This window comes from Rhizobium sp. Root1334, assembly GCF_001426665.1.
Lineage (GTDB): Bacteria > Pseudomonadota > Alphaproteobacteria > Rhizobiales > Rhizobiaceae > Pararhizobium.
Genome location: NZ_LMEY01000003.1, coordinates 115,287 through 134,875, shown reverse-complemented (window position 1 = coordinate 134,875; position 19,589 = coordinate 115,287). Strand labels below are relative to the sequence as shown.

The 19,589-nt window shown below is 61.2% G+C and carries 16 protein-coding genes; 5 read left to right on the top strand and 11 right to left on the bottom strand.

Features of this window, described 5'->3' with window-relative positions:
• Nucleotides 1-5: 5 nt before the first annotated feature.
• The 9 genes from ASD36_RS09140 to ASD36_RS09100 all read right to left on the bottom strand — a co-directional run bounded on the left by ASD36_RS09140 (nt 6) and on the right by ASD36_RS09100 (nt 12,973).
• Complete coding sequence (locus tag ASD36_RS09140) at nt 6-1,682, bottom strand: iron ABC transporter permease (protein WP_244489776.1); 1,677 nt, start codon at nt 1,680-1,682, stop codon at nt 6-8.
• 155 nt (nt 1,683-1,837) lie between these two features.
• Entirely contained in the window at nt 1,838-3,157 is a 1,320-nt protein-coding gene (locus tag ASD36_RS09135) for an extracellular solute-binding protein (RefSeq protein ID WP_060508981.1), read from the bottom strand.
• Between the two features lie 158 nt (nt 3,158-3,315).
• Nucleotides 3,316-4,644, bottom strand: coding sequence for a sigma-54 dependent transcriptional regulator (locus ASD36_RS09130; RefSeq protein WP_060508979.1), 1,329 nt, complete (start codon nt 4,642-4,644; stop codon nt 3,316-3,318).
• The gene (locus ASD36_RS09125) at nt 4,641-6,311 is read right to left on the bottom strand and encodes an ATP-binding protein (protein WP_244489771.1); all 1,671 of its coding nucleotides are present in this window, start codon (nt 6,309-6,311) and stop codon (nt 4,641-4,643) included. The genes ASD36_RS09130 and ASD36_RS09125 overlap by 4 nt, the downstream gene beginning before the upstream one ends.
• A 247-nt stretch (nt 6,312-6,558) precedes the next feature.
• Entirely contained in the window at nt 6,559-7,791 is a 1,233-nt protein-coding gene (locus ASD36_RS09120; protein ID WP_060508974.1) for an extracellular solute-binding protein, read from the bottom strand.
• Nucleotides 7,792-8,158: 367 nt separating this feature from the next.
• Nucleotides 8,159-9,685 carry an ABC-F family ATP-binding cassette domain-containing protein gene (locus ASD36_RS09115; RefSeq protein WP_060509060.1) on the bottom strand — a complete coding sequence of 509 codons (1,527 nt, stop codon included), beginning with the start codon at nt 9,683-9,685 and terminating at the stop codon, nt 8,159-8,161.
• Between the two features lie 334 nt (nt 9,686-10,019).
• Nucleotides 10,020-10,775, bottom strand: coding sequence for an ABC transporter ATP-binding protein (locus ASD36_RS09110; RefSeq protein ID WP_060506904.1), 756 nt, complete (start codon nt 10,773-10,775; stop codon nt 10,020-10,022).
• Nucleotides 10,769-11,836, bottom strand: a complete 1,068-nt coding sequence (locus tag ASD36_RS09105; RefSeq protein WP_060508972.1) for an iron ABC transporter permease — start codon at nt 11,834-11,836, stop codon at nt 10,769-10,771. Before ASD36_RS09105 ends, ASD36_RS09110 begins: the two co-directional genes overlap by 7 nt.
• 3 nt (nt 11,837-11,839) lie before the next feature.
• Nucleotides 11,840-12,973 (bottom strand): ABC transporter substrate-binding protein, encoded by a 1,134-nt coding sequence (locus ASD36_RS09100; protein ID WP_060508970.1) that lies wholly within the window; start codon nt 12,971-12,973, stop codon nt 11,840-11,842.
• A 121-nt stretch (nt 12,974-13,094) separates the two neighbouring features.
• On the opposite strand from ASD36_RS09100, the gene ASD36_RS09095 reads away from it, so the two are divergent.
• The 4 genes from ASD36_RS09095 to ASD36_RS09080 all read left to right on the top strand — a co-directional run bounded on the left by ASD36_RS09095 (nt 13,095) and on the right by ASD36_RS09080 (nt 16,681).
• Entirely contained in the window at nt 13,095-13,901 is an 807-nt protein-coding gene (locus tag ASD36_RS09095; RefSeq protein ID WP_060508968.1) for a class I SAM-dependent methyltransferase, read from the top strand.
• 89 nt (nt 13,902-13,990) lie between these two features.
• Entirely contained in the window at nt 13,991-15,097 is a 1,107-nt protein-coding gene (locus ASD36_RS09090) for an aminotransferase class I/II-fold pyridoxal phosphate-dependent enzyme (protein ID WP_060508966.1), read from the top strand.
• 4 nt (nt 15,098-15,101) lie between these two features.
• Entirely contained in the window at nt 15,102-15,719 is a 618-nt protein-coding gene (locus tag ASD36_RS09085; protein ID WP_060508964.1) for a PAS domain-containing protein, read from the top strand.
• Nucleotides 15,716-16,681 (top strand): hypothetical protein, encoded by a 966-nt coding sequence (locus ASD36_RS09080; RefSeq protein WP_060508963.1) that lies wholly within the window; start codon nt 15,716-15,718, stop codon nt 16,679-16,681. The genes ASD36_RS09085 and ASD36_RS09080 overlap by 4 nt, the downstream gene beginning before the upstream one ends.
• Before the next feature lie 8 nt (nt 16,682-16,689).
• Here the strand turns inward: ASD36_RS09080 and ASD36_RS09075 are convergent, their stop codons facing one another.
• Nucleotides 16,690-17,097 (bottom strand): MerR family DNA-binding protein, encoded by a 408-nt coding sequence (locus ASD36_RS09075; protein WP_060506911.1) that lies wholly within the window; start codon nt 17,095-17,097, stop codon nt 16,690-16,692.
• A 76-nt stretch (nt 17,098-17,173) separates the two neighbouring features.
• Here ASD36_RS09075 and ASD36_RS09070 point away from each other — a divergent pair, with 76 nt between their 5' ends.
• The gene (locus ASD36_RS09070; protein WP_060508961.1) at nt 17,174-17,950 is read left to right on the top strand and encodes a glutaredoxin; all 777 of its coding nucleotides are present in this window, start codon (nt 17,174-17,176) and stop codon (nt 17,948-17,950) included.
• A gap of 3 nt (nt 17,951-17,953) precedes the next feature.
• Here the strand turns inward: ASD36_RS09070 and ASD36_RS09065 are convergent, their stop codons facing one another.
• The gene (locus ASD36_RS09065) at nt 17,954-19,528 is read right to left on the bottom strand and encodes an iron ABC transporter permease (protein WP_060509058.1); all 1,575 of its coding nucleotides are present in this window, start codon (nt 19,526-19,528) and stop codon (nt 17,954-17,956) included.
• Nucleotides 19,529-19,589 lie beyond the last annotated feature (61 nt).

The following is a 19,589-nucleotide window of genomic DNA, read 5'->3' as shown; positions in this document are numbered from 1 at the left end:
AAATCCTATTTCGCCATTCCCAGCGCCTTTTGCCGGCGTTCGATGACGTAGTGCGACAGCAGCGTGCAAAGTGCGACCATGACGACCGCGATGACGCCGAGTGCCGCACCCGGGCCGCGCCCTGCGGGCGATTGCATGAAAACGTAGAGGCCATAGGCGAGCGGCGCGTCGGAGTTGCTCTGTATCAGCATCAGCGTTGCCGACAGTTCGACTGCGGCGGTGGAGAAGCTGGTGACGAAACCGGCGAGAAGGCCGCCCGTCATCAGCGGCAGCACGATACGGCGGATGGTCCGCTGCTTGGTCGCGCCAAGATTTTCTGCCGCTTCCTCGAGCGATTCAGAGACTTGCTGCAGGGCAGCGTAGCAGGCGCGCAGCGCATAGGGCAGACGGCGGATGGCCAGTGCCAGAACGACCATGATCCAGAGCGTGGCGAGCGGCGTGCCATCCGGCAACGTGACACCGTAGAATGTGCGCAGATAGCCGATGCCGAGGACGACGCCCGGAATGGCGAGCGCCGACGTCGCAGCCCAGTCGAGCCAGCGCCGTCCGATAATCTTGGTGCGCAGCACAAGATAGGCAATAGCCCCTCCAACCACCACGTCGATCAGGCCCGCAAGCGAAGCATAGATCAATGTGTTCTTGATATAGATCGAGCTTTCACCGAACACCCGGCTGTAATGGGCGACCGTGACAGCGTCCGGCAGCGGGCTGAATGACCAAACCGTGGCGAAGGATAGCAGCAGCAAGCCGATATGCGGCGATAGCACCAGCAGCAGGATGAGACCGACAATACCGTAGGCGATGACGCTTTCGCCGAAGCCAAGCTTGCGGCGCACCAGACCACCGCCGCCACGTTGCGTCGTGGAATAATCCTTGCCGCGCATCGCGACAGCGGAAAGCCACATGGCGAAGATCGAGACGACGATGAGGATGACCGAGATGACGTAACCCATCGGGTCGGTCAGACCGACAGAGGTGACGCGCAGATAGGCCTGCGGTGCCAGCATGTCCTTGACGTTCAGGAGCAGCGGCGTGGCGAGGTCATCGAAGACCTTGACGAAGACGAGCGAAGCGCCGGCGAGATAGCCAGGCATGGCTAGCGGGAATACGATGCGGCGGAAAAGCCGGAGGCCGGACGAGCCAAGGTTTTGCGCGGCTTCCTCCATCGACCGGTCGATATTGCGCAGGCTGGTCGACAGATTGATGAGAATGAAAGGGAAATAGTGCAGCGACTGCACGAAGATGACGCCGTTCAGTCCTTCCATGAAAGGAATGCGGATGCCGAGCCAGTCGTTCAACAGCAGGTTGACAGTGCCATTGCGGCCAAACAGCAGCTGCATCGCCACCGCACCGACGAAGGGGGGCATGATGAGCGGCACGAAGCCGAGTGTCTGAATGACCAGCGAGCCGCGAAAATCGAAGCGTGTCGTCAGGACGGCGAGCGGCAGCGCAATGACTGTCGCCCAGACCACAGACATGGCCGACACGTAAACCGAGTTGAAGAATGAGCGGCGGAAAAGATCGGTGTTGAAGAAGTCGATGAAATTCACCGCGGTGAGCGCGCCGGTGCCCTTCTCCGTGAATGCGATGTAGATGACGGTGCCCGCGGGAATAATGAGGAAGATCGCGAGGAACAACGCGATCAGCGTCACCGCCAGAACCTGCCCGGGCCGGGCGGTCATGCGCCGGATCGGGTTGGATGAGAGTGCGAAAGCCATGACGGCAGTCTCCGGAATGAGGTCGGCCGGCCCGGCGGCCGAGCGGCGCCAGGGGCAGCGAGAACATGGGATTGGAAGAGGCCGCCCGCTTTGTCACGGACGGCCCGGGGGCGCTATCGTCAGTCGATCAGGTCGAGTGCCTGCTCGGCCTTCGCCTTGGCAGCGGCGTATTTCTCGCTGGCGAAAGCGGCCCATTTCTGCTCAAGCTCCGCTTGGCGCGCGGTCTTCTGCTCGCCACCGGTGAAGGCTGCGCGGGTCTCATCGCTTGCCGCCTCGTCCGCCGTGACCGGCATGGCGGAAATCAACTGGCGCGCTTCCGCAATCAGCACACGGGCATCGGCCTGGTCGTTGGCTGCCAGCGCCTTGTCGGCCTCGTGGATCGCTTTCGTCGCGCCGCGCAAGTTATCCAGCTGGAAGGTGATCAGCTGGTCGAAGAGGGTGTCGACGACATCGGTGCGCTTCTTGGAGATGTCGGAATCAAAGGTGATCATCGACTGGAAGCGCGGATCTTCGAAGGGGTTGGGAAAGCCTTCAGGAGCCTTGGCGTAGAGCGCCGGATTGATAGGCAGACGGCGGATCGCCGGTTCCAGCAGCACGGCCTGGCCCTTTTCCGACAAGAGGTAGTTCACGAAAGCCTCGGCGCCTTTCTGGTTCGGTGCATTGGTGATGATCCCGACATTGGCCGGCACCACGGTCGTCACCGACGGATAGCTGAAGCTGACAGGAAAACCGCTCGCCTGAGCCGAGAAGGCAAAGAAATCGATCACGATGCCGATACCCGTCTGGCCGGAATTGACCGCATCCGGAACACCGAACGAGCGCTCGGTGACCTGCTGGAGGTTGCCACCGATACCGGTCAGCGTCGCCCAACCCTTCGCCCAGCCTTCGCCCTGAAGGATCGTTTCGATCGTCAAATGTGTCGTGCCGGAACGCGAGGGGGCTGCGATGGCGATATGGTCGTGATATTCCGCCTTCAGCAGATCGCCCCACTCGCGTGGCTGCGGCAGGTTGTTGGCCTCCAGATAGCGGTCGTTCGACATGATACCGTAGCCGGATGCGGCGAAGCCGAAATAATAGCCCTGCGGATCATTGACCGGATAGGAACCAACCTTCTCCGGCAGGCCGGTGACGGAGGGTGTGAACTTGGCCAGCAGATTGCGGCCCTTCAGGTTCTCGAAGGCGTCTGGCGCAGATGCCCAGAACAGGTCGACCTGGTTGTTGACTTTCGTCTCATCGACGAACTTGACGCCGGCACTGGTGCTTTTGTTCTGTACGTCGAGCGTAAAACCGGGATTGGCGGCCTCGAAACCGGCCTTGAACGGATCAGTGACGTCCTTGGAGAAGGACGTGATGACGGTGACCTTTCCACCGTCCTGAGCATAGGCAACCGTAAAAACGGCGGCCGACATCAACATCGCCGCAGCAATGGTCTTGAGCATATTGGTCTCCTCCCAATGGCACCGCCGAAAATTCAGCGGTTACCAGAACGTAGCAAGCCCCGTGCCAGTTGGCCGAATGCCGGAAAACCGGGTTTCTTGCGTCAGAAATGGGAAAGAAAGGTAACATCGGTCCTGTCGGCGGGGTCAGAACGGTAACGTTACTCCCCCTCTTCGTTGTCCCCGCCAAGACCATGCTTGCGCATCTTGAGGTATAGAGTCTTGCGCGAGATGCCGAGCGCATCGGCTGTCGCGCCGATGCGGCCATCCTGCTCGGCAAGACTGTCCAGCAGGATCGCACGCTCCACTTGGTCCATACGCGCCTCCAGCGTTTCGCCAGCCTTGACGCCAACACCGGCCGGTATGTCTTCAAGGCCGAGCACATAGCGCTCCGCGACGTTGCGCAACTCCCGCACATTGCCGGGCCAGTTCCGCCGATCGAGATCGGCAATGAATGTTGCCTCAACGCGCGGCGCCGCGCGGCCCTGCCGCCGGGAAGCGAGGTCAAGAAAATGGTGGAAAAGCAGTCCGATATCCCCACGCCGCGCCGACAAGGGCGGGATTTCGATGCGGGCAATGTCGAGCCGGTAGGCTAGATCCTCGCGGAATTTTCCCTGCCGGCCAAGCTGATGCAAATCGGCCTTCGTCGCCGCGACGACCTGAAGATCGACAGGCACCTCGTCGTTGGAGCCGAGCCGCTCGATCACCCGCTCTTGAAGCACACGCAACAGGCGCACCTGCGCAGACAGCGGCATGGATTCGATCTCGTCGAGAAACAGCGTGCCACCATGCGCATGTTCAATCTTGCCGACGCGCTTTTCCCGCGCGCCAGTAAACGCGCCCGCTTCGTGGCCAAAAAGTTCGGACTCCAACATCGTCTCGGGGATCGCACCGCAATTGACGGCAACGAAACGACCCTTGCGACCACTGAAATCATGAAGCGCTCGCGCGGTCACCTCCTTGCCGGTACCTGTATCGCCAAGAACGAGGATGTCGGTTGCCGCGCCGGCTATGCGTTTCAGCCGCTCACGCAGCACGACCATCGGCGCCGAATGGCCAATCAGCCGCGCCTCCCAGCCATCGGCCGCGATGGAGAGCCGCAGACGGCGGTTTTCGATGAGCAACCGGCGATGGTCAAGCGCCCGGCGCACCGTCTCGATGAGATGTACCGGATCGGCAGGTTTTTCCAGAAAATCCCAGGCGCCATCCCGCATGGCACGCAACGCCATGGGAATATCGCCATGGCCGGACATCAGCACGATTGGAATGTCCCGATCGATCGCGCGGACGCATGCCAGCAGATCGAAACCGTCCTGCGTCGGCATACGGACGTCGGAGACGATCACCGTTTCGCTATCAGCCCGAAGATCGTTTAGGGCGGAGGCGACCGAAGCGTGCGGCGACACCCCAAAGCCTTCAAGTTCCAGCACCTCACGGCAGGCGTCGAGCACATTGACGTCGTCGTCGATAAGAATGATTTCGGCGGTCATTCCGCTCCTTTCAGGGACACGGCGAAGCGCGTGCCGGCCGGCCCAGTGTCCAGCACAGCGATACCCGCACCAAAATCCTTGATGATGTTGTAAGAAATGGAAAGGCCAAGGCCGAGGCCCGTGCCGACCGGCTTGGTGGTAAAGAACGGATCGAACACCGCATCGCGGTCGTTTGGCGAAATACCCGCTCCTGTATCAGAGATCGTTAGCAGCGCGCCGTCATCGCTTGGCACCGCCATCACGCGAACCACCCGTTCCGGCCGCTCGGCAACGGCATCGAGCGCATTCGCGACGAGGTTTACCACGACCTGTTCAAGCCGCACCGGCTCTGCCATGACTTTTGGCACGTCTGGTGAGAGTGACAGCGAGAGTGTAACGCCCTCCTCCTCGAACCGGTGTTCAAGCAAGCTGAGTGCCTCATTGACGACGGCCGCGAGATCAACGGGGTGGAGCTTGGAATCCGGCCGGCGCGCGAAGCGCCGGATATGGCTGATTTGATCAGCCATGCGGCCCGTCAGCGCGCGGATCTTTTCCAGGTTGTTGAGCGCCTGCTCGCTTTTGCCGCGAGCAATGAGCGTGGAACCGCTGTGGATATGCGCCCGGATCGCCGCAAGCGGCTGGTTCAGTTCATGGCCGATGCCGGCGGCCATCTGCCCCAGCGCGGCAAGCTTGGCCGACTGCACCAGCTCGTCGCGGGTCTGCCGGAAGAGTGTCAGCGCGCGCGCGAGATCGGCCAGTTCGTCGTCACCCCCCGCCGGGATGGCAACGGCTGGATTGCCCTCGCTGATCGCGGTTGCTGCATGGGCGAGCTGGTCGATACGCACGAGCAGGCTGCGATGGACATAGAAGATGCCGATGACGAGCGCGACGACGACCGCCAGCACGGCGATTGCGGCGAGCAGTTTGCGCCCGATATCGATCGCCGCCGCCGCGCGTTGTGCCGCCAAACCGGCGCTGGCTTGGATCGCCACCACCTCCGCTTCGATGCGCTTGCCAAGTTCACCGACCAGCCGTCCATTTTCCTGCGCCAGTTCCGCGAGCCGCCCGGCCTCGCGCATTTCGGATCTTTTCCGGTTCGGCGTGCCCGTCGCCGGATCGGACTGTTGCAGAATGCGCCTGGCGAGCTGGCGCACGGTGAGACTGTCCGGCCAGCCCTCCAATGTCGTCAGCCGTGCCGCGAGTTCGTCCGCACTGTCGCCGAGGAAAGCATTGGCCTCCTGCACCTCTTCGGCAGTGGCGCTGCTGACGAGGCGCGCGATCAAACCTGTTGCAAGGTTCGCCTGGGAGACTGCTGTCAACAAGGCCTCACTGCGCCGCTGCTCGGCGAGCGCGGCTGTGCTTCGGCCATTGCGGGTCTCGGCTTCGATGTTGAAGCGGATGTCGTCAACGAGCGGGTCGGCCTCCTCGATCAGATCGGCCTGTACCCAGCGCAATTCGTCGACGTCGGCGCGCATCGCTTCGGTCAACGTAAAACGTTTGCCGGCTGCAAGGTCAATCTGAGCGAGGTTGTCGTTGATCGCCACGGCCAGCGGCGACAGCGCCTGCACGGAGGGTTCCGGATCGTGGCTTTCCAGAAGCGCTTGCAGGGCGGCGAGCCGCCCTGCATAGACGCGCCGGGTCTCGTCATATTCCGCACGTGTTTCAGCCCCTGTCAGCGCTGCGGTCACCGAGCCGATATCTGCGCCGGCCTTGGAAAGCCGCGATGCGAAGGCGAGCTGGGGCATCTGCACTTCGGCTATGCGCGAAAGCTCGCCGGACAGTTCCCGATAGGAAAACCAGCCGACGAGGCTCGCACCAACAGCGAGCCCGACGATCAACACGAAAGCCGCACCAAGACGTGCCCCGATGCCAAAGCGCCACCGGTTCGGCCATCTCTGTCGTGATCTATCGCGTTGATTCATCGTGCGGTTTCTATCATCGCCGGCCGGAAGGGGTCGAGACCGAGACAAGGAGACTTTCGGCCTGCGCCAGGTTCTGCTCCACGAAGCCGCGAATATCGCGGGCCAAGGCCTGTTGTTCGGTCGTACGGCTTATGCCGCGCGGCCATTCGCCCTTCAGAGCATCCGGGAGTTTTTGCGCAATGTCTGCCGAAAGCGGCGGCGTAACGAGCAGCTTACGCACAGTCGCGAGCGTGCCGCGCCGCGCCGCATCATCACTGCTCTCCCCCTCCAGCAGCCGCAGACGCGCCCAAAGACGAGCCAGCGTCGCACGGCGGCGCACAATATAGTCGTCGAAGATCAGGTTGACGATGCCGTAGCGTTCGGCAGAAAGGCGCGCGTTGAAATCGCGCGCGGTCAAAAGCCCGCCGGTGTTTTCCTCGGGCAGAAGTGCTGCATTCAATTCGGCGCGGACAGGAATTCGGCCGATGGCGGGGTGAAGAAGGATGCCCTGTCCTTCCGGGGAGAACAGGAAGTCGACGAAGCGCTCGGCGGCTTCGATGTTTTTCGCGCGCGACAGGATCGCTATACTGGCAGGCACGTAGATTGGGTCAGGCGTGAGCACGAAAACGTTCTGTCCGCCCGAAACATCCGGTGCATTGGCCAGGAAGTCGATAGTGACGCCGATACCGAAACGGCGTTGCGCAACACCCGAGGCGACACCGAAGCTGCGCGCCGTAACGGTCGAGAGATTGCCGCCAATTTCTGACAGAAGCGCCCAGCCCCGTTCCCAGCCATAGGCCTGCAACAAGGCCTCCACGATGAGGTGCGTCGTCCCGGAACGCGATGGCGAGGTAATGCCGATATGGCTGGCATAGACCGGCTTCAGCAGGTCCTGCCAGCTTTGTGGCACCGGCAAGGAGTATTGTGCGAGATAGGCGGGATTATAGACAAGGCCGTAGCCGGAGAGCGCAAAGCCGAGATAAAAACTGTCCGGATCATTGAGCGGGTAGCCCAGAACCTTCACTGGCGCGCCGGTCTGCCTTGGCTTGATTGCGCGCAATGCCCCCTTGCGTTTCAGTAGCTCGAAGGCGTCGGTCGCCGATGCCCAAAAGATGTCCGCCGCGACATCCGATTTGTCGATAATGAACCGGCTGGCGCTGCCGGTATTGCGTTGGACGATCGTCAGCCGGATATCGGGATGATGCGCTTCGAAGGCTTTGCGGAACGGCTCGTAGAAGGATGGCGGGTAGGAGGTAATTATCGACAACTGCGCTGCCGCGGCACTGGGAAACGCCCACAATAGCCCCAGGAAAATCAGCAGAATTGTTTTAGCGCCGGATCGAATCTTGAAGGTCCTCCAACCGATATACCTTCCACTGGATCACCTCGAAGCGGAAGACAATGCCCGTCATGACTCGGATGTCCTTATTCCGACCCAACCTCCTACTAACATGAAAAGGGCAGCAATCGCTCCTTCTGTTCGACAGAGGAGTTGCGGCCTGCGATCTCAAAGAAATCGGCGTATCCTCACCGTCTGTAGCGCGGCAAGCCAACGGCTGGCTACAGATTGTGACCTTAACCCGGCACGCAACACAGCATCCGAACGAAAGATATGTGACGCGCCGGGAGAATTCCTAGTTTTGTCTGGCCGCCTCGGCGAAGAAGCCTTCCGGACTGTCGACCTCGATCAGCTTCTTCTTGTCGATCAGCCAGAACCGGTTACCGACCGCGCGAACAAAGCTGCGGTCGTGCGAGACGAACAGGCAGCTCGCCTGATGCGCCATCAGTTCCCCTTCCAGCGCTTCCTGACCGTCGATATCCAGATGGTTGGTCGGTTCGTCGAGCAGGTAAAAATTGGGATTGGTCAGCCGCAGGATCAGCATGCCGAGCCGTGCCTTCTGGCCACCGGACAGCTGGCTTATTGGCCGGCCCTGAAGCTCGACGGACATGCCGGCTCCGGCCAAAAGCGCCCGCGCCCGCTGGTCGCCGATATCAAAACGGCGGATGACCGTTCCCATCGGCGTGTCGCTGTCGCGCAGGTCGGCCAATGCCTGATCGCCATAGCCGAGCACTAGCGACGGCGTCGCCTTGATGCCCTCCTGCGCCACATCAGGCTGTTCGATTGCCTTGCGCAACATCGAAACAAGGCGGGTCTTTCCGGCGCCATTGGCGCCGAGCAGAACGATCCGGTCGCCCTGGCAGACGAACTGTTTACCGGTCCTGAACAGCACGGTGCCATCCGGGGTTTGAACCGGCGCGTCCTCCAGCGTGATCAGCACCTTGGCATGGGTGCCGCGATTGGCGAGCCTGATCGCCCCGGCTGAGCGCTCCAGATGCGCGGGCTTGGCGGCATCCTCGAGCTTGTCCGCCCGCTGCTTCAACTGCTTGGTCTTGACCACCAGCAGATCGCTGCCGGAGTTGATGCCGATATTGTTGAGCTTGGCCGCCTGCTTGCGCAACTGATCGGCGACCTTGATGTCGCGTTGATAGCGGCGCGCATCGGCAGCATCAGCCTCGTCCAGTGCCATCCGCGCCCGGCTATAGGGCAACGGAAAGATCTGCGATTGTTCCGCCCGCAGAAAGAGCGTGCGGTTGGTGACCGCATCGAGGAAGGCGCGGTCATGGCTGGCGATGACCACCGGCACGTCGCGCGGCAGCGCATTCAGCCAGGCTTCGAGCATGGCGATCTTGCCGAGGTCGAGATGGTTGGTCGGCTCGTCGAGCATTAGGACATCAGGCTCGGTCACCCAGACACGGGCGAGCATGGCAATACGCTGCCATCCGCCACTCAACTGGTTCAAAGGCCTCTGCCGAAGGGCCTCCGGCACATCGAGTTCCTCCAGCACCACATCGACACGCCAGCTCTCGCTTTCCTGCTGATCAGCCGATAGCGCGTCCAGAACGGCCGCATAGAAGGGCAGATCGAACAGGCGAGACGGGACGTTCTGTTCAACATAGCCGACCGTCAGGCCGCGCGATTTGGTGATCTCTCCCTCGTTGGCCTCGAGCATGCCGGAAATGCAGCGAAACAGTGTCGACTTTCCGCGGCCATTAGCGGCAACGAGGCCGATGCGGTCGCCAGCATTGACGACGAGGTTGAGTTTGGAAAACAGCGGGTTGCCCAGCACGATGCCGAGATTGCGGATATTGATAAGGGTCATGATCAGTCTCTGGTCTTGCCGCACAGACATCCATCGAGGGCTCTCAAGCCATCATCGATGCGATGCGCGCGGCGGGTAGAAAAACGCAGGCGCTCGAACCATAGGCTCGGCGCTACAGGGCCACGAAGGGCAGACCAGAAGGCGGTTTTTAAGAGAAACGGACTTTGGTCAGCCCTGCAAACGCATTTGCAGGGCGTTGACGGGGCCACGCTGGCGATGGTGCCGGAAAAATGTAATCATTGCGCAGCCCTCCTTTCTCGATAGGCGTCTCTCATAACACCCGATTCTAGAATTCGCAATCGTGCCGCGATGCAGGCGTTGAAAATTGAACCGGTCAGAGGATGGAGTGATCGACGATGACGACGGGCTTGCCGTGAGAGCACGTCTCGACCCGCGCCTCGACCCGGTAGATATCGCGCAACATCGTTCCGGTGATGACATCGCCCGTCGGGCCGCTAGCCACCATCGCACCGTTGGCGATGACGATAGTATTGTCGCAATAGCGCAGCGCATGATTGAGATCGTGCAGGGCGATCAGCACCGACATGCCGGATTTTGCCGCCAGCGACCGCATGAATCCCAGCACTTCGATCTGGCGAAACAGGTCGAGTGCCGAGGTCGGTTCATCCATCAGGAGGATTTCCGGCTTGCGGACAAGAGCCTGCGCGATGGAAACGAGTTGCCGCTGGCCGCCGGACAGTTCGCCGAGACCGCGAAACGCAAGGTCGTCGATCCTCAGGGCCTGCAGGATACGGTCGATTTCCAGAAGCTCGCTGTCGCGCACCTTCCAGCTCGAACCTTGCTTGCTGGCCAAAAGTACGGATTCGTAAACCGTTAAAACCGCATTGGCGCCCGTGTCCTGCGGCATGTAGCAGATGGTCTCCGGGCCTTTCAGCGTATCGGACAGGACCACCGTGCCCGGCCCCGAGGCAAGCCCGGCGATACGCTTGAACAAGGTGGATTTGCCCGCTGCATTCGGGCCGATGACGGCGGTCATGACACCGCCGTTGAGGACATCGGTATCGACGTTCGACAGCACGACGTGCTTGCCGTATTTGGCGCCGACGCCCTTGAGTGCCAGACCTACCATGCCCGCCTCCGATTGGTGAAGATCAGGATGAAGAAGAACGGTACGCCAACCAGCGCGGTAATCACCCCGATCGGCAGGATGGCGCCGGGAATGAGCGTCTTCGACACGACCGACGTTGCCGACAAAAGCAGCGCCCCGCAAAGCACGGACGCGGGCAGGAAGAACCGCTGGTCTTCGCCGACCAGCATGCGGGCGATGTGCGGGCCAACCAGGCCGACAAACCCGATGGTACCGACGAAGGAGACCGGGATGGCAGCCAGCAGGCTGACCGTCATCATTGTTTGCAGCCGCAGCCCGCGCACATTGATACCGAGGCTTGCCGCCTTGTCTTCCCCGAGCCGCAACGCGGTCAGCGCCCAGGCCTGGCGGGCGAACAGCGGCAGTGCGAAGAGAAGCACCGCGCCGGTGATCCAGACCTTCGGCCAGGTCGCCTTGGTGAGGCTGCCCATCGTCCAGAAGACCACCGCAGCCAGTGCCTGTTCCGAGGCCAGGTATTCGAGCAGCGACAGCAGCGCATTGAAGGTAAAGACCAGTGCGATGCCGAGCAGCACGATGGTTTCGACCGTGACACCACGCATGGTGGAAGCGAAATGAATGAACAAGGCCGCTGCCATCGCCATCAGGAAAGCATTGATCGGAATCATGAACTGCACGGCGGCCGGAAACAGCGCCACGCCGCCGACAAGGCCAAGTGCCGCGCCAAATCCGGCGGCGGCGGAAATCCCGAGTGTAAAGGGGCTGGCCAGCGGATTGGCGAGAATAGTCTGCATCTGCGCGCCGGCAACTGACAGCGACGCGCCGACGGTGACCGCCATCAGCGCGATGGGCATGCGGATATCCCAAATGACGACACGCAACTGATCGCTGACCGCGTCAGCATAAAACAACGACGTCAGCACCTCTTTCAGGGTGTAATTGGCCGGCCCCAGCGCCATGTCGATCGACATGCTGAGGAGGAGTGCTGCGACCATGCCACAGATCAGCACGATCCGGCGCAAAGCCAGGGCGCGGTATTGCGCGCGCCCTGTTGTCGTTTCCAGCGGTTCGGCGGCGATGGCCATCGATTATTCGTCCTTCAGGGAGACGAAATAGCCGGGCTTGTAGTCCAGCGGCAGGAAGCGTGCATGCAGTTCCTTGAATGTGGCTTCCGGATCGAGGTCCTTGAACAGTTCCGGGTGCAGCCACTTGGCAATCTCCTGGATCGCTACGAACTGGTACGGATTGTTGTAGAACTGGTGCCAGATGGCGTGAACATTACCGTCCTTGACGGCCTTCACACCGGTGAAGGCCGGACGCATTGTCAAGTTCTCAAGTTTACGGTGGGCTTCCTTGAGATCAGCGCCATAACCAACGCCGACCCAGTTGCCACCGGGAACATAACCCTGCCAATTGCCGCCGGTGATGATGACCTGATCGGGATTGGAGGCGATGATCTGTTCCGGATTGACCGCGCCGAACGTGCCCGGGATGATGTCCTTGGCCATATTCGTGCCGCCGGCGATTTCGACCATCTTGCCGAAATTCTCGTTGCCGAACGACATGCAGCAATCGTCGGAATAGCCGCCGGCGCGCTCGACGAAGACGACCGGGCGGACCAGGTCGGTCTTGGCCAGCACGTCGGTCACCTTGGCGATGCTGGCGGCGCGGAACTTGATGAAGTCCTCGGCCTTGGTTTCCTGGCCGAGCAGCTTGCCCATGATACGCATGCTGGCTTCTGTGTTTTCCATCGGCTTTTCGCGGAAGTCGATATAGACGAGCGGGATGCCGACCTTGCCCAGCTTCTCAATGTAGCCGGCCTCTTCGGTCGATGTTTTCGCATCAAGGTTCATGATGATGACATCGGGCTTCAGTGAAACGGCCTGCTCGATATCGAACGTGCCATCCTTCATGCCGCCGAATGTCGGCAGCTTTGCCATTTCGGGGTATTTTGCCAGATAGGCATCATAGCTTTCCGGGTCAGCCTTGGACAGGTCGTCCCGCCAGCCGACGACGCGCTTGAACGGCGCTTCCCGGTCCAGAGCGGCGACGAAATAGATCTGCCGGCCTTCACCGAGAATGACATTCTCGACGGGTACGCTGACCTCGACATCGCGGCCGGTTATGTCCTTAATGACAACCTTTTCACCGGCCAGCACCGCGCTGGAAAAAAGCGCGCAGAGACCCACGGCGACCAAGGCCGCCTTGCCAAACATACCCATCGTTATCTACTCCATCGGGGAACTGTGCGTTTCGTAGTTATCATGATATTGACAGTCAAGTTTTATCTTTTAGAAGCATTCCAGAAAGCATTCGCTCATACTTCATCCAAGGTAGGCCAATATGACCGACACGCCCCGTCTCTCGAACTATGACCTGCGCGACGAGATCAAGGCCTATTGGTCGGTGCGCGCCGAAACCTTCGATCAATCACCGGGACACGAGATCTTTTCCGAGGAAGAACGCGCCGCCTGGCATCGGCTGATCGTAAAACATCTTGGCGAAGGGAAAGGCCGCTCCGCCCTGGATCTCGCCAGCGGCACCGGTGTCGTCTCGCACCTGATGGATGATCTCGGCTTCAAGGTGACAGGCCTCGATTGGGCCGAGCCCATGCTGGAGCGCGCCCGCAACAAGGCGAAAATCCGCACCCGCAACATTACCTTCCGCATCGGCGACGCGGAGAACACCATGGAGCCGGACAATCATTTTGATGCGATCATCAACCGGCATCTGGTCTGGACGCTGGTCGATCCGGCGAATGCCTTTGCCGAATGGTTGCGGGTACTGAAACCCGGCGGGACATTGCTGGTGATCGACGGCGACTTCGTCAACACGACGCTGTTCGAACGGGTGCTGATGAAGGCAGCCGGCTGGGGGCAGCGCTGCGGTCTTCTGAAGAGCGATCCGCTGCATGCTCCGCCCGGCATGATGGAAACCCATCGAAGTATCATTTCCAGGGTCTATTTCTCGCAAGGCGCAAGGGCCGAAGCCGTGGCCGCTATGCTGGCCGAAGCCGGGTTCGAAAACATCGTCATCGATACCAGTCTGGGCGAGATCCATCGCACCCAGGCAAAACATTGGAACGTTCTCAAAGGGCTCGCCCGCGGGACACAGCATCGCTATGCGATCCGGGCCATCAAGCCCGCTTAAAACGATGTAGACAAATTTTCCATTATGTACTTTATCGTCCACGCTCTCCGTGATACACAGCTGAAAAGCCATCACGGAGAAGTCAAGCCATGCAGATCGAGGAATTCACGCTCGAACGGATCCAGTCGCTCTACGAGAATCTGGTGGAGTTCAATCTCTCCGACAGCGGCGTCCATCCCTATTCGCTGAAGGAACTGCTAACGCCAGACCAGCTGCTCGGCCTGCATGAGGTGGAGCTCGGCTACGGCTGGACCAATGGCGGCGTCGAATTGCGCGACACCATCGCCCGGCTCTACAAGGGTCGCGACCGCGACAACGTCATGGTCACCAATGGCTCGGCGGAAGCGAATTTCATTCTGGTCATGACCCTTTTGGAGCCCGGCGACGAGCTGGTGCTGTTCGTGCCGAACTATCTGCAAATCCGCGGCTGGGCCAAGGCCCTTGATGTCACCGTCAAGGAAATCGTCCTGCGCGAGGAGCTGGGATGGTTGCCGGATCTCGACGAGGTCCGCGCCGCCGTGACATCGAAAACCAGGATGATCAGCCTGTGCAATCCCAACAACCCGACCGGCAGCCTGTTGCCGCGCCAGACGATGGACGCGCTTGTCGATATCGCCCGCGAACACGGCGTCTACCTGCATGCCGACGAGATCTACAAGGGCTCGGAACTCGACACCGAAGAAACCGTCAGCTTCGCCGACCTCTACGAGAAGGCCGTGGTCACCGCCGGCCTTTCCAAGGCAATGGCGCTTCCGGGCTTGCGGCTTGGCTGGCTGACCGGTCCGGCCAAGGAAATCTACGGCACCTGGCAGCGCAAGGACTATACCTCGATCACCACCGGGGCGCTCAGCGAACATATCGCTAATATCGTGCTGCAGCCGGCCAAGCGCGCCGAAATCCTGTCCCGCAGCCGCCATCTGCTGCGGGAAAACCGGGCTCTGCTGACATCCTGGATCGAGGCGCACAACAATCTGTTTTCCTACCTGCCCCCACGCGCCGGCGGCATGGCATTTGTCCGCTACAACCGTGACATCAATTCCTCGGTGCTGGTCGATCGGGTGCGGGAGCAGAAAAGCGTCATGCTGGTGCCCGGCGACGTCTACGGCCTCGACGGCTATGTCCGCATCGGCATCGGCGCGCAGAAACATCATCTGGAGGCAGGCCTCGAGCGCCTTGCGGACTTCATGCGGGGCTGATGGGATGAAGCCTGAACTCGCCTCCTATGCCGCCATCTGCGATGGCGTCGCCCAGCTGTTCCAGCCGTTTGTCGAGGTCGTGCTGCACGATCTCGAAACCGAGACGGCCGTGCATATCGCCGGGAATTTTTCCAGGCGCGAAATCGGCGAGCCCTCGCTGCTGCACGAGATCGATTTCCGTCCAACCGAGCGTCTTCTCGGCCCCTATGAAAAGGTCAACTGGGACGGCCGCCGCATCAAGTCGATCAGCATCATCCTGCGTGACGGAAGCGAGCGGCCGATCGCGGTGATGTGCATCAATGCCGATGTCTCGCATTTTCATGCGGTGATGCAGACATTGAGTGCCTTTGCCTCGATCCCCGTCGATCATGCCAAGCCAGCCAGCCTGTTCAAGGAGGACTGGCATGAGCGCATCAACGAATATATCCAGAACTGGACAGGATCACGCGGCCTGATCATCGCCGGGCTGACCCGCGAGCAAAAGCAGCAGGTGGTCAAGGACCTCTCCGCCGACGGCGCTTTCGGCGGCAAGAACTCTGCCGCCTATATCTCACGCATCCTCGGCATGGGCCGCGCAACGGTCTACAAATATCTCAATCAGGACCAATCGGCGGACGAATGATCATCCTCCCTCGCCCGGAAATCGAAGCCTTGATCGATCTCGACCATGCGCTTGCCGCCGTCGAAGCAGGTTATATCGCCGCGTCCGAGGGCCGGGCCGTGATGCCGCCAGTCGGTTATCTGGCGTTTCCCGACAAGGATGGCGATTGCCATATCAAATACGGTCATATTGCCGGCGACCCCACCTTCGCCGTCAAAATCGCAGCCGGATTCTACGGCAATCCGGCGATCGGCCTGCCGACATCGAACGGTGTGATGCTGGTCTTCTCCGCCGAGACCGGCATTCTCGAAGCGATCCTGCTCGATGAAGGTTTTCTCACCGACCTGCGCACCGGCCTTGGCGGCGCCATCGCCACCCGGGCGCTGTGCCGTCCGGATGCGCGGCGGGTGGCAATCGCCGGAACCGGCATTCAGGCCCGCTGGCAGGTCCGCTGCCTGCAGCGGGCAATGCCGGGAACGCCGTTTTCCTTCACCATCTGGGGACGTTCGCAAGACAAGGCGCGGGAAACGGCGAATGCTCTCAAGGCCGAGGGTATTGATGTGCTCATCTCTTCCGACCTGGAACGCCTTTGCCGTGGCGCCGAGATCATCATCACGACCACGCCCTCACGCGAGCCGTTGATCCGCAACGCCTGGATACAGCCCGGCACCCACATTACCGCAATCGGCGCCGATGCGCCCGGCAAGCAGGAACTGGAGACAGGTCTGGTGGCCCGCGCCAGCCGCCGCATCTGCGACAGCGCGGCGCAGTCTCTCGACCACGGCGAATTTTCCACCGCGTTCCGGGCTGGAGACATTTCCGCCGAAACCTGCGCCGAACTTGGAGCTGTTCTGGGTGGCAAGGCCGCGGGGCGGATCCATCCCGGTGATATCACCATCGTCGATCTCACCGGCATTGCGGTTCAGGATATCGCCATCGCAAACTCGGTCCTTGATGCCGACAGGCGTTCGCCACACCGTTGACGGTCCCATCACTCCAGGTCGAAGGCCGTGATGATTGGACATGGGCCTTTTGACGTGGAGCCGCAAGCATCGGCAAGGCGGAGCAGCGACGCACGGGCAGCACTCAGCTCGGCAATCTTCTCGTCGAGCGCAACGATACGCTCCCGCGCCAATGTATGAGCGCGATGCCGGTCCTCGCCGGCATCCAGCGCCAGCAGCTCGCCGATCTCGTCGAGCGTAAAACCAGCGGTCTGGGCAGTGCGGATGAATCGCAGACGGCGGATATCGTCTTCGCCGTAGCGCCGGATGCCGCCGCCCAGACCGGTGCCGCCGGTGCGTTGCGGCGTGCCGAGCAGACCCCGCCGCTGATAGTAGCGCACCGTTTCGACGCCAACGCCGCCCTCACGCGCCAGCCCTGCAATCGTCGTCTCTTTCATCGCTTGACTCCGTATCATGGTACGGATGTTATAGTCCTTGCAATCGATCAAACCAAGCGAAATGAAAGATTGCGATATGACCGGCAAGACATCGAAAACCGCCACTCTCTACCGGATGGTGATGGACAAGCACACCTGCCCTTACGGCCTGAAGGCCAAGGATCTTCTGGAACAGCAGGGCTATACGGTTGATGATCGCTGGCTGACGACGCGGGAACAGACCGACGCGTTCAAGGTGCAGCAAGGTGTTCAGACGACACCGCAAACCTTTATCGACGGAGCCCGTATCGGTGGCTATGACGACCTGCGCCGGTATTTCGGCAAGACGATCCGCGATCCGAAAGCAGTGACCTACCGGCCCGTGATCGCCGTGTTTGCCGTCACCGCGCTGATGGCGCTGGCAACCAGTTATGCCGCCTATGGCAGCATTTTCACCGTGCGCTCGGCTGAATGGTTCATCGCCTTCACCATGGCGGTGCTGGCGATCCTCAAACTGCAGAACATCGAGAGTTTCTCAACGATGTTCCTCAACTATGACCTGCTTGCCAAGCGCTGGGTCCGCTACAGCTATATCTATCCTTTCGCGGAAGCGGGCGCCGGTATCCTGATGATTGCCGGGGCGCTCAACTGGATCTCGATCCCCGTGGCACTGTTCATCGGCACGATCGGGGCCGTCTCGGTGTTCAAGGCCGTCTATATCGACAAGCGCGAGCTGAAATGCGCCTGTGTCGGTGGCGACAGCAACGTGCCGCTCGGCTTCGTCTCGCTGACGGAAAACGTGATGATGGTCGCCATGGCGGTCTGGATGCTGGTGATGATCCTGACCGGAAGCGGCATTGGCCACACCATGTAAGTCTTAGTGGCGGGCCTGCCCCATCCGCGATAGCAGGATGACCGGCAATATTCCGATGACGACGATGGCCAGAGCCGCGATGGACGCCTCCTCATAGGTGCCCCTCGCGGCCTCGCCGTACAGATGTGTCGCGAATGTCTCGACATTGAGCGGCCGCAGCAACAGCGTGGCGGGCAGTTCCTTGACGCAATCGACGAACACCAGTAGACCAGCCGCCGTGATCGCCGCCTTCGACAGCGGCAGATGCACATGGCGGAAGGTGCCGGCTGCCGATTGGCCAAGGACGCGGGACGCGTGATCGAAGGACACCGGGATGCGCGCCAGCCCAGCATCGATGCCGCCGGCGGATATGGCCAGGAACCGGACGGAATAGGCGTAAAGCAGCGCGGCGCCCGAACCGATGAACAGCAAGCCTGTCGATACGCCGAACCATGCGGCGGCCGTGCGGTCGATGAAACCATCGACTGTGGCAAGCACGATCAAGACGCCAATGGCGACAACCGTGCCGGGCGCCGCATAGCCGAGCGTCGAAAGCCGCTGCAGCCACGCCGTCGCCGCCCCCGGCCGCAAGCGGCTGGCGTAGGCAACGAGCAAGCCGAATAGAACTGTGATGATCGTGGCCGCCGATGCAAGCACGATGGTATTGAAGGCTTCGCTGAGGAATCGTGATGAAAGCCCGGCAAACTCGATGCGTTTCCACGCCTCGTTCACAAGGTAGATCGCGGGCGCGCCAAAACCGATGAGGATCGGCAGGAGCCCAGCGGAAAAAAGCGCCAGCCCCTTTGCCGTTGAGACGCGGCGCGGTTCGAAGGCGCGGCTGCGCTGCGCGCCGGTCGAGTAACGCTGTTTGCCCCTTGCCCATTTTTCAAAAGCCACCAGCGCCACCACGACCATCAGCAATGACAGCGCGATCTGGGAAGCCCCCGGCAGATCGGTGCGGGTAATCCAGGTGGTGTAGATCGAGACGGTCAGCGTCCGCACGCCGAGAAATTCGGATGCGCCGACATCGTTGAGCGTTTCCATCAGTGCCAGGCTGACACCGACGGCGACTGCCGGGCGCGCCAGCGGCAGCGCGACATGCCAGAAGACGGCGCGGCGCGAAATGCCGAGCGTGCGCGAGGCGTCAATCAGATTGGCCGATTGGGTCAGAAACATCGCCCGTGTCGGGATATAGACATAGGGATAGAGCACGAACCCCAGAAGCAGGATGCAGCCCGTCATCGAGCGCACATCCGGCAGGCGGAATTCCCGCGGGCTGGAATAGCCAAGCAGCCAGCGGACCGCCCCCTGCATCGAGCCGATCGGGTGCAGAATATCGAGATAGGCATAGGCGATGATGTAGGTGGGAACCGCTAGCGGCAAAAGCAGCGCCCATTCGAGGACGCGGCGGCCGGGAAAGGCATAGGCTGTGACCAGCCAGGCCGTCGATGTTCCGAGAACGGCCGTGATCAGACCGACGCCGCCAAGCAGAATGGCGGTATCAACCAGCGCGGTTGGCAAGACGGTCGACGCGAGATGCGACCAGAGCCCGGCCGAACCCTGGATCGCCTGCAGAAACAGCGCGGCGATGGGCAGCATGACCAGACAGGCAACAGCACCGGCGCCAAGCAACCAGCGGGCTCCAGCGCGGCCTTTGGGC

Excerpts from the sequence above, each read along its gene's own strand:
- ASD36_RS09140 (WP_244489776.1), bottom strand. The coding sequence starts at position 1,682 with ATGACCGCCCGGCCCGGGCAGGTTCTGGCGGTGACGCTGATCGCGTTG.
- ASD36_RS09135 (WP_060508981.1), bottom strand. The coding sequence starts at position 3,157 with ATGCTCAAGACCATTGCTGCGGCGATGTTGATGTCGGCCGCCGTTTTT.
- ASD36_RS09130 (WP_060508979.1), bottom strand. The coding sequence starts at position 4,644 with ATGACCGCCGAAATCATTCTTATCGACGACGACGTCAATGTGCTCGAC.
- ASD36_RS09115 (WP_060509060.1), bottom strand. The coding sequence starts at position 9,685 with ATGACCCTTATCAATATCCGCAATCTCGGCATCGTGCTGGGCAACCCG.
- ASD36_RS09110 (WP_060506904.1), bottom strand. The coding sequence starts at position 10,775 with ATGGTAGGTCTGGCACTCAAGGGCGTCGGCGCCAAATACGGCAAGCAC.
- ASD36_RS09105 (WP_060508972.1), bottom strand. The coding sequence starts at position 11,836 with ATGGCCATCGCCGCCGAACCGCTGGAAACGACAACAGGGCGCGCGCAA.
- ASD36_RS09100 (WP_060508970.1), bottom strand. The coding sequence starts at position 12,973 with ATGGGTATGTTTGGCAAGGCGGCCTTGGTCGCCGTGGGTCTCTGCGCG.
- ASD36_RS09095 (WP_060508968.1), top strand. The coding sequence starts at position 13,095 with ATGACCGACACGCCCCGTCTCTCGAACTATGACCTGCGCGACGAGATC.
- ASD36_RS09090 (WP_060508966.1), top strand. The coding sequence starts at position 13,991 with ATGCAGATCGAGGAATTCACGCTCGAACGGATCCAGTCGCTCTACGAG.
- ASD36_RS09085 (WP_060508964.1), top strand. The coding sequence starts at position 15,102 with ATGAAGCCTGAACTCGCCTCCTATGCCGCCATCTGCGATGGCGTCGCC.
- ASD36_RS09080 (WP_060508963.1), top strand. The coding sequence starts at position 15,716 with ATGATCATCCTCCCTCGCCCGGAAATCGAAGCCTTGATCGATCTCGAC.
- ASD36_RS09075 (WP_060506911.1), bottom strand. The coding sequence starts at position 17,097 with ATGAAAGAGACGACGATTGCAGGGCTGGCGCGTGAGGGCGGCGTTGGC.
- ASD36_RS09070 (WP_060508961.1), top strand. The coding sequence starts at position 17,174 with ATGACCGGCAAGACATCGAAAACCGCCACTCTCTACCGGATGGTGATG.
- ASD36_RS09065 (WP_060509058.1), bottom strand. The coding sequence starts at position 19,528 with ATGCTGCCCATCGCCGCGCTGTTTCTGCAGGCGATCCAGGGTTCGGCC.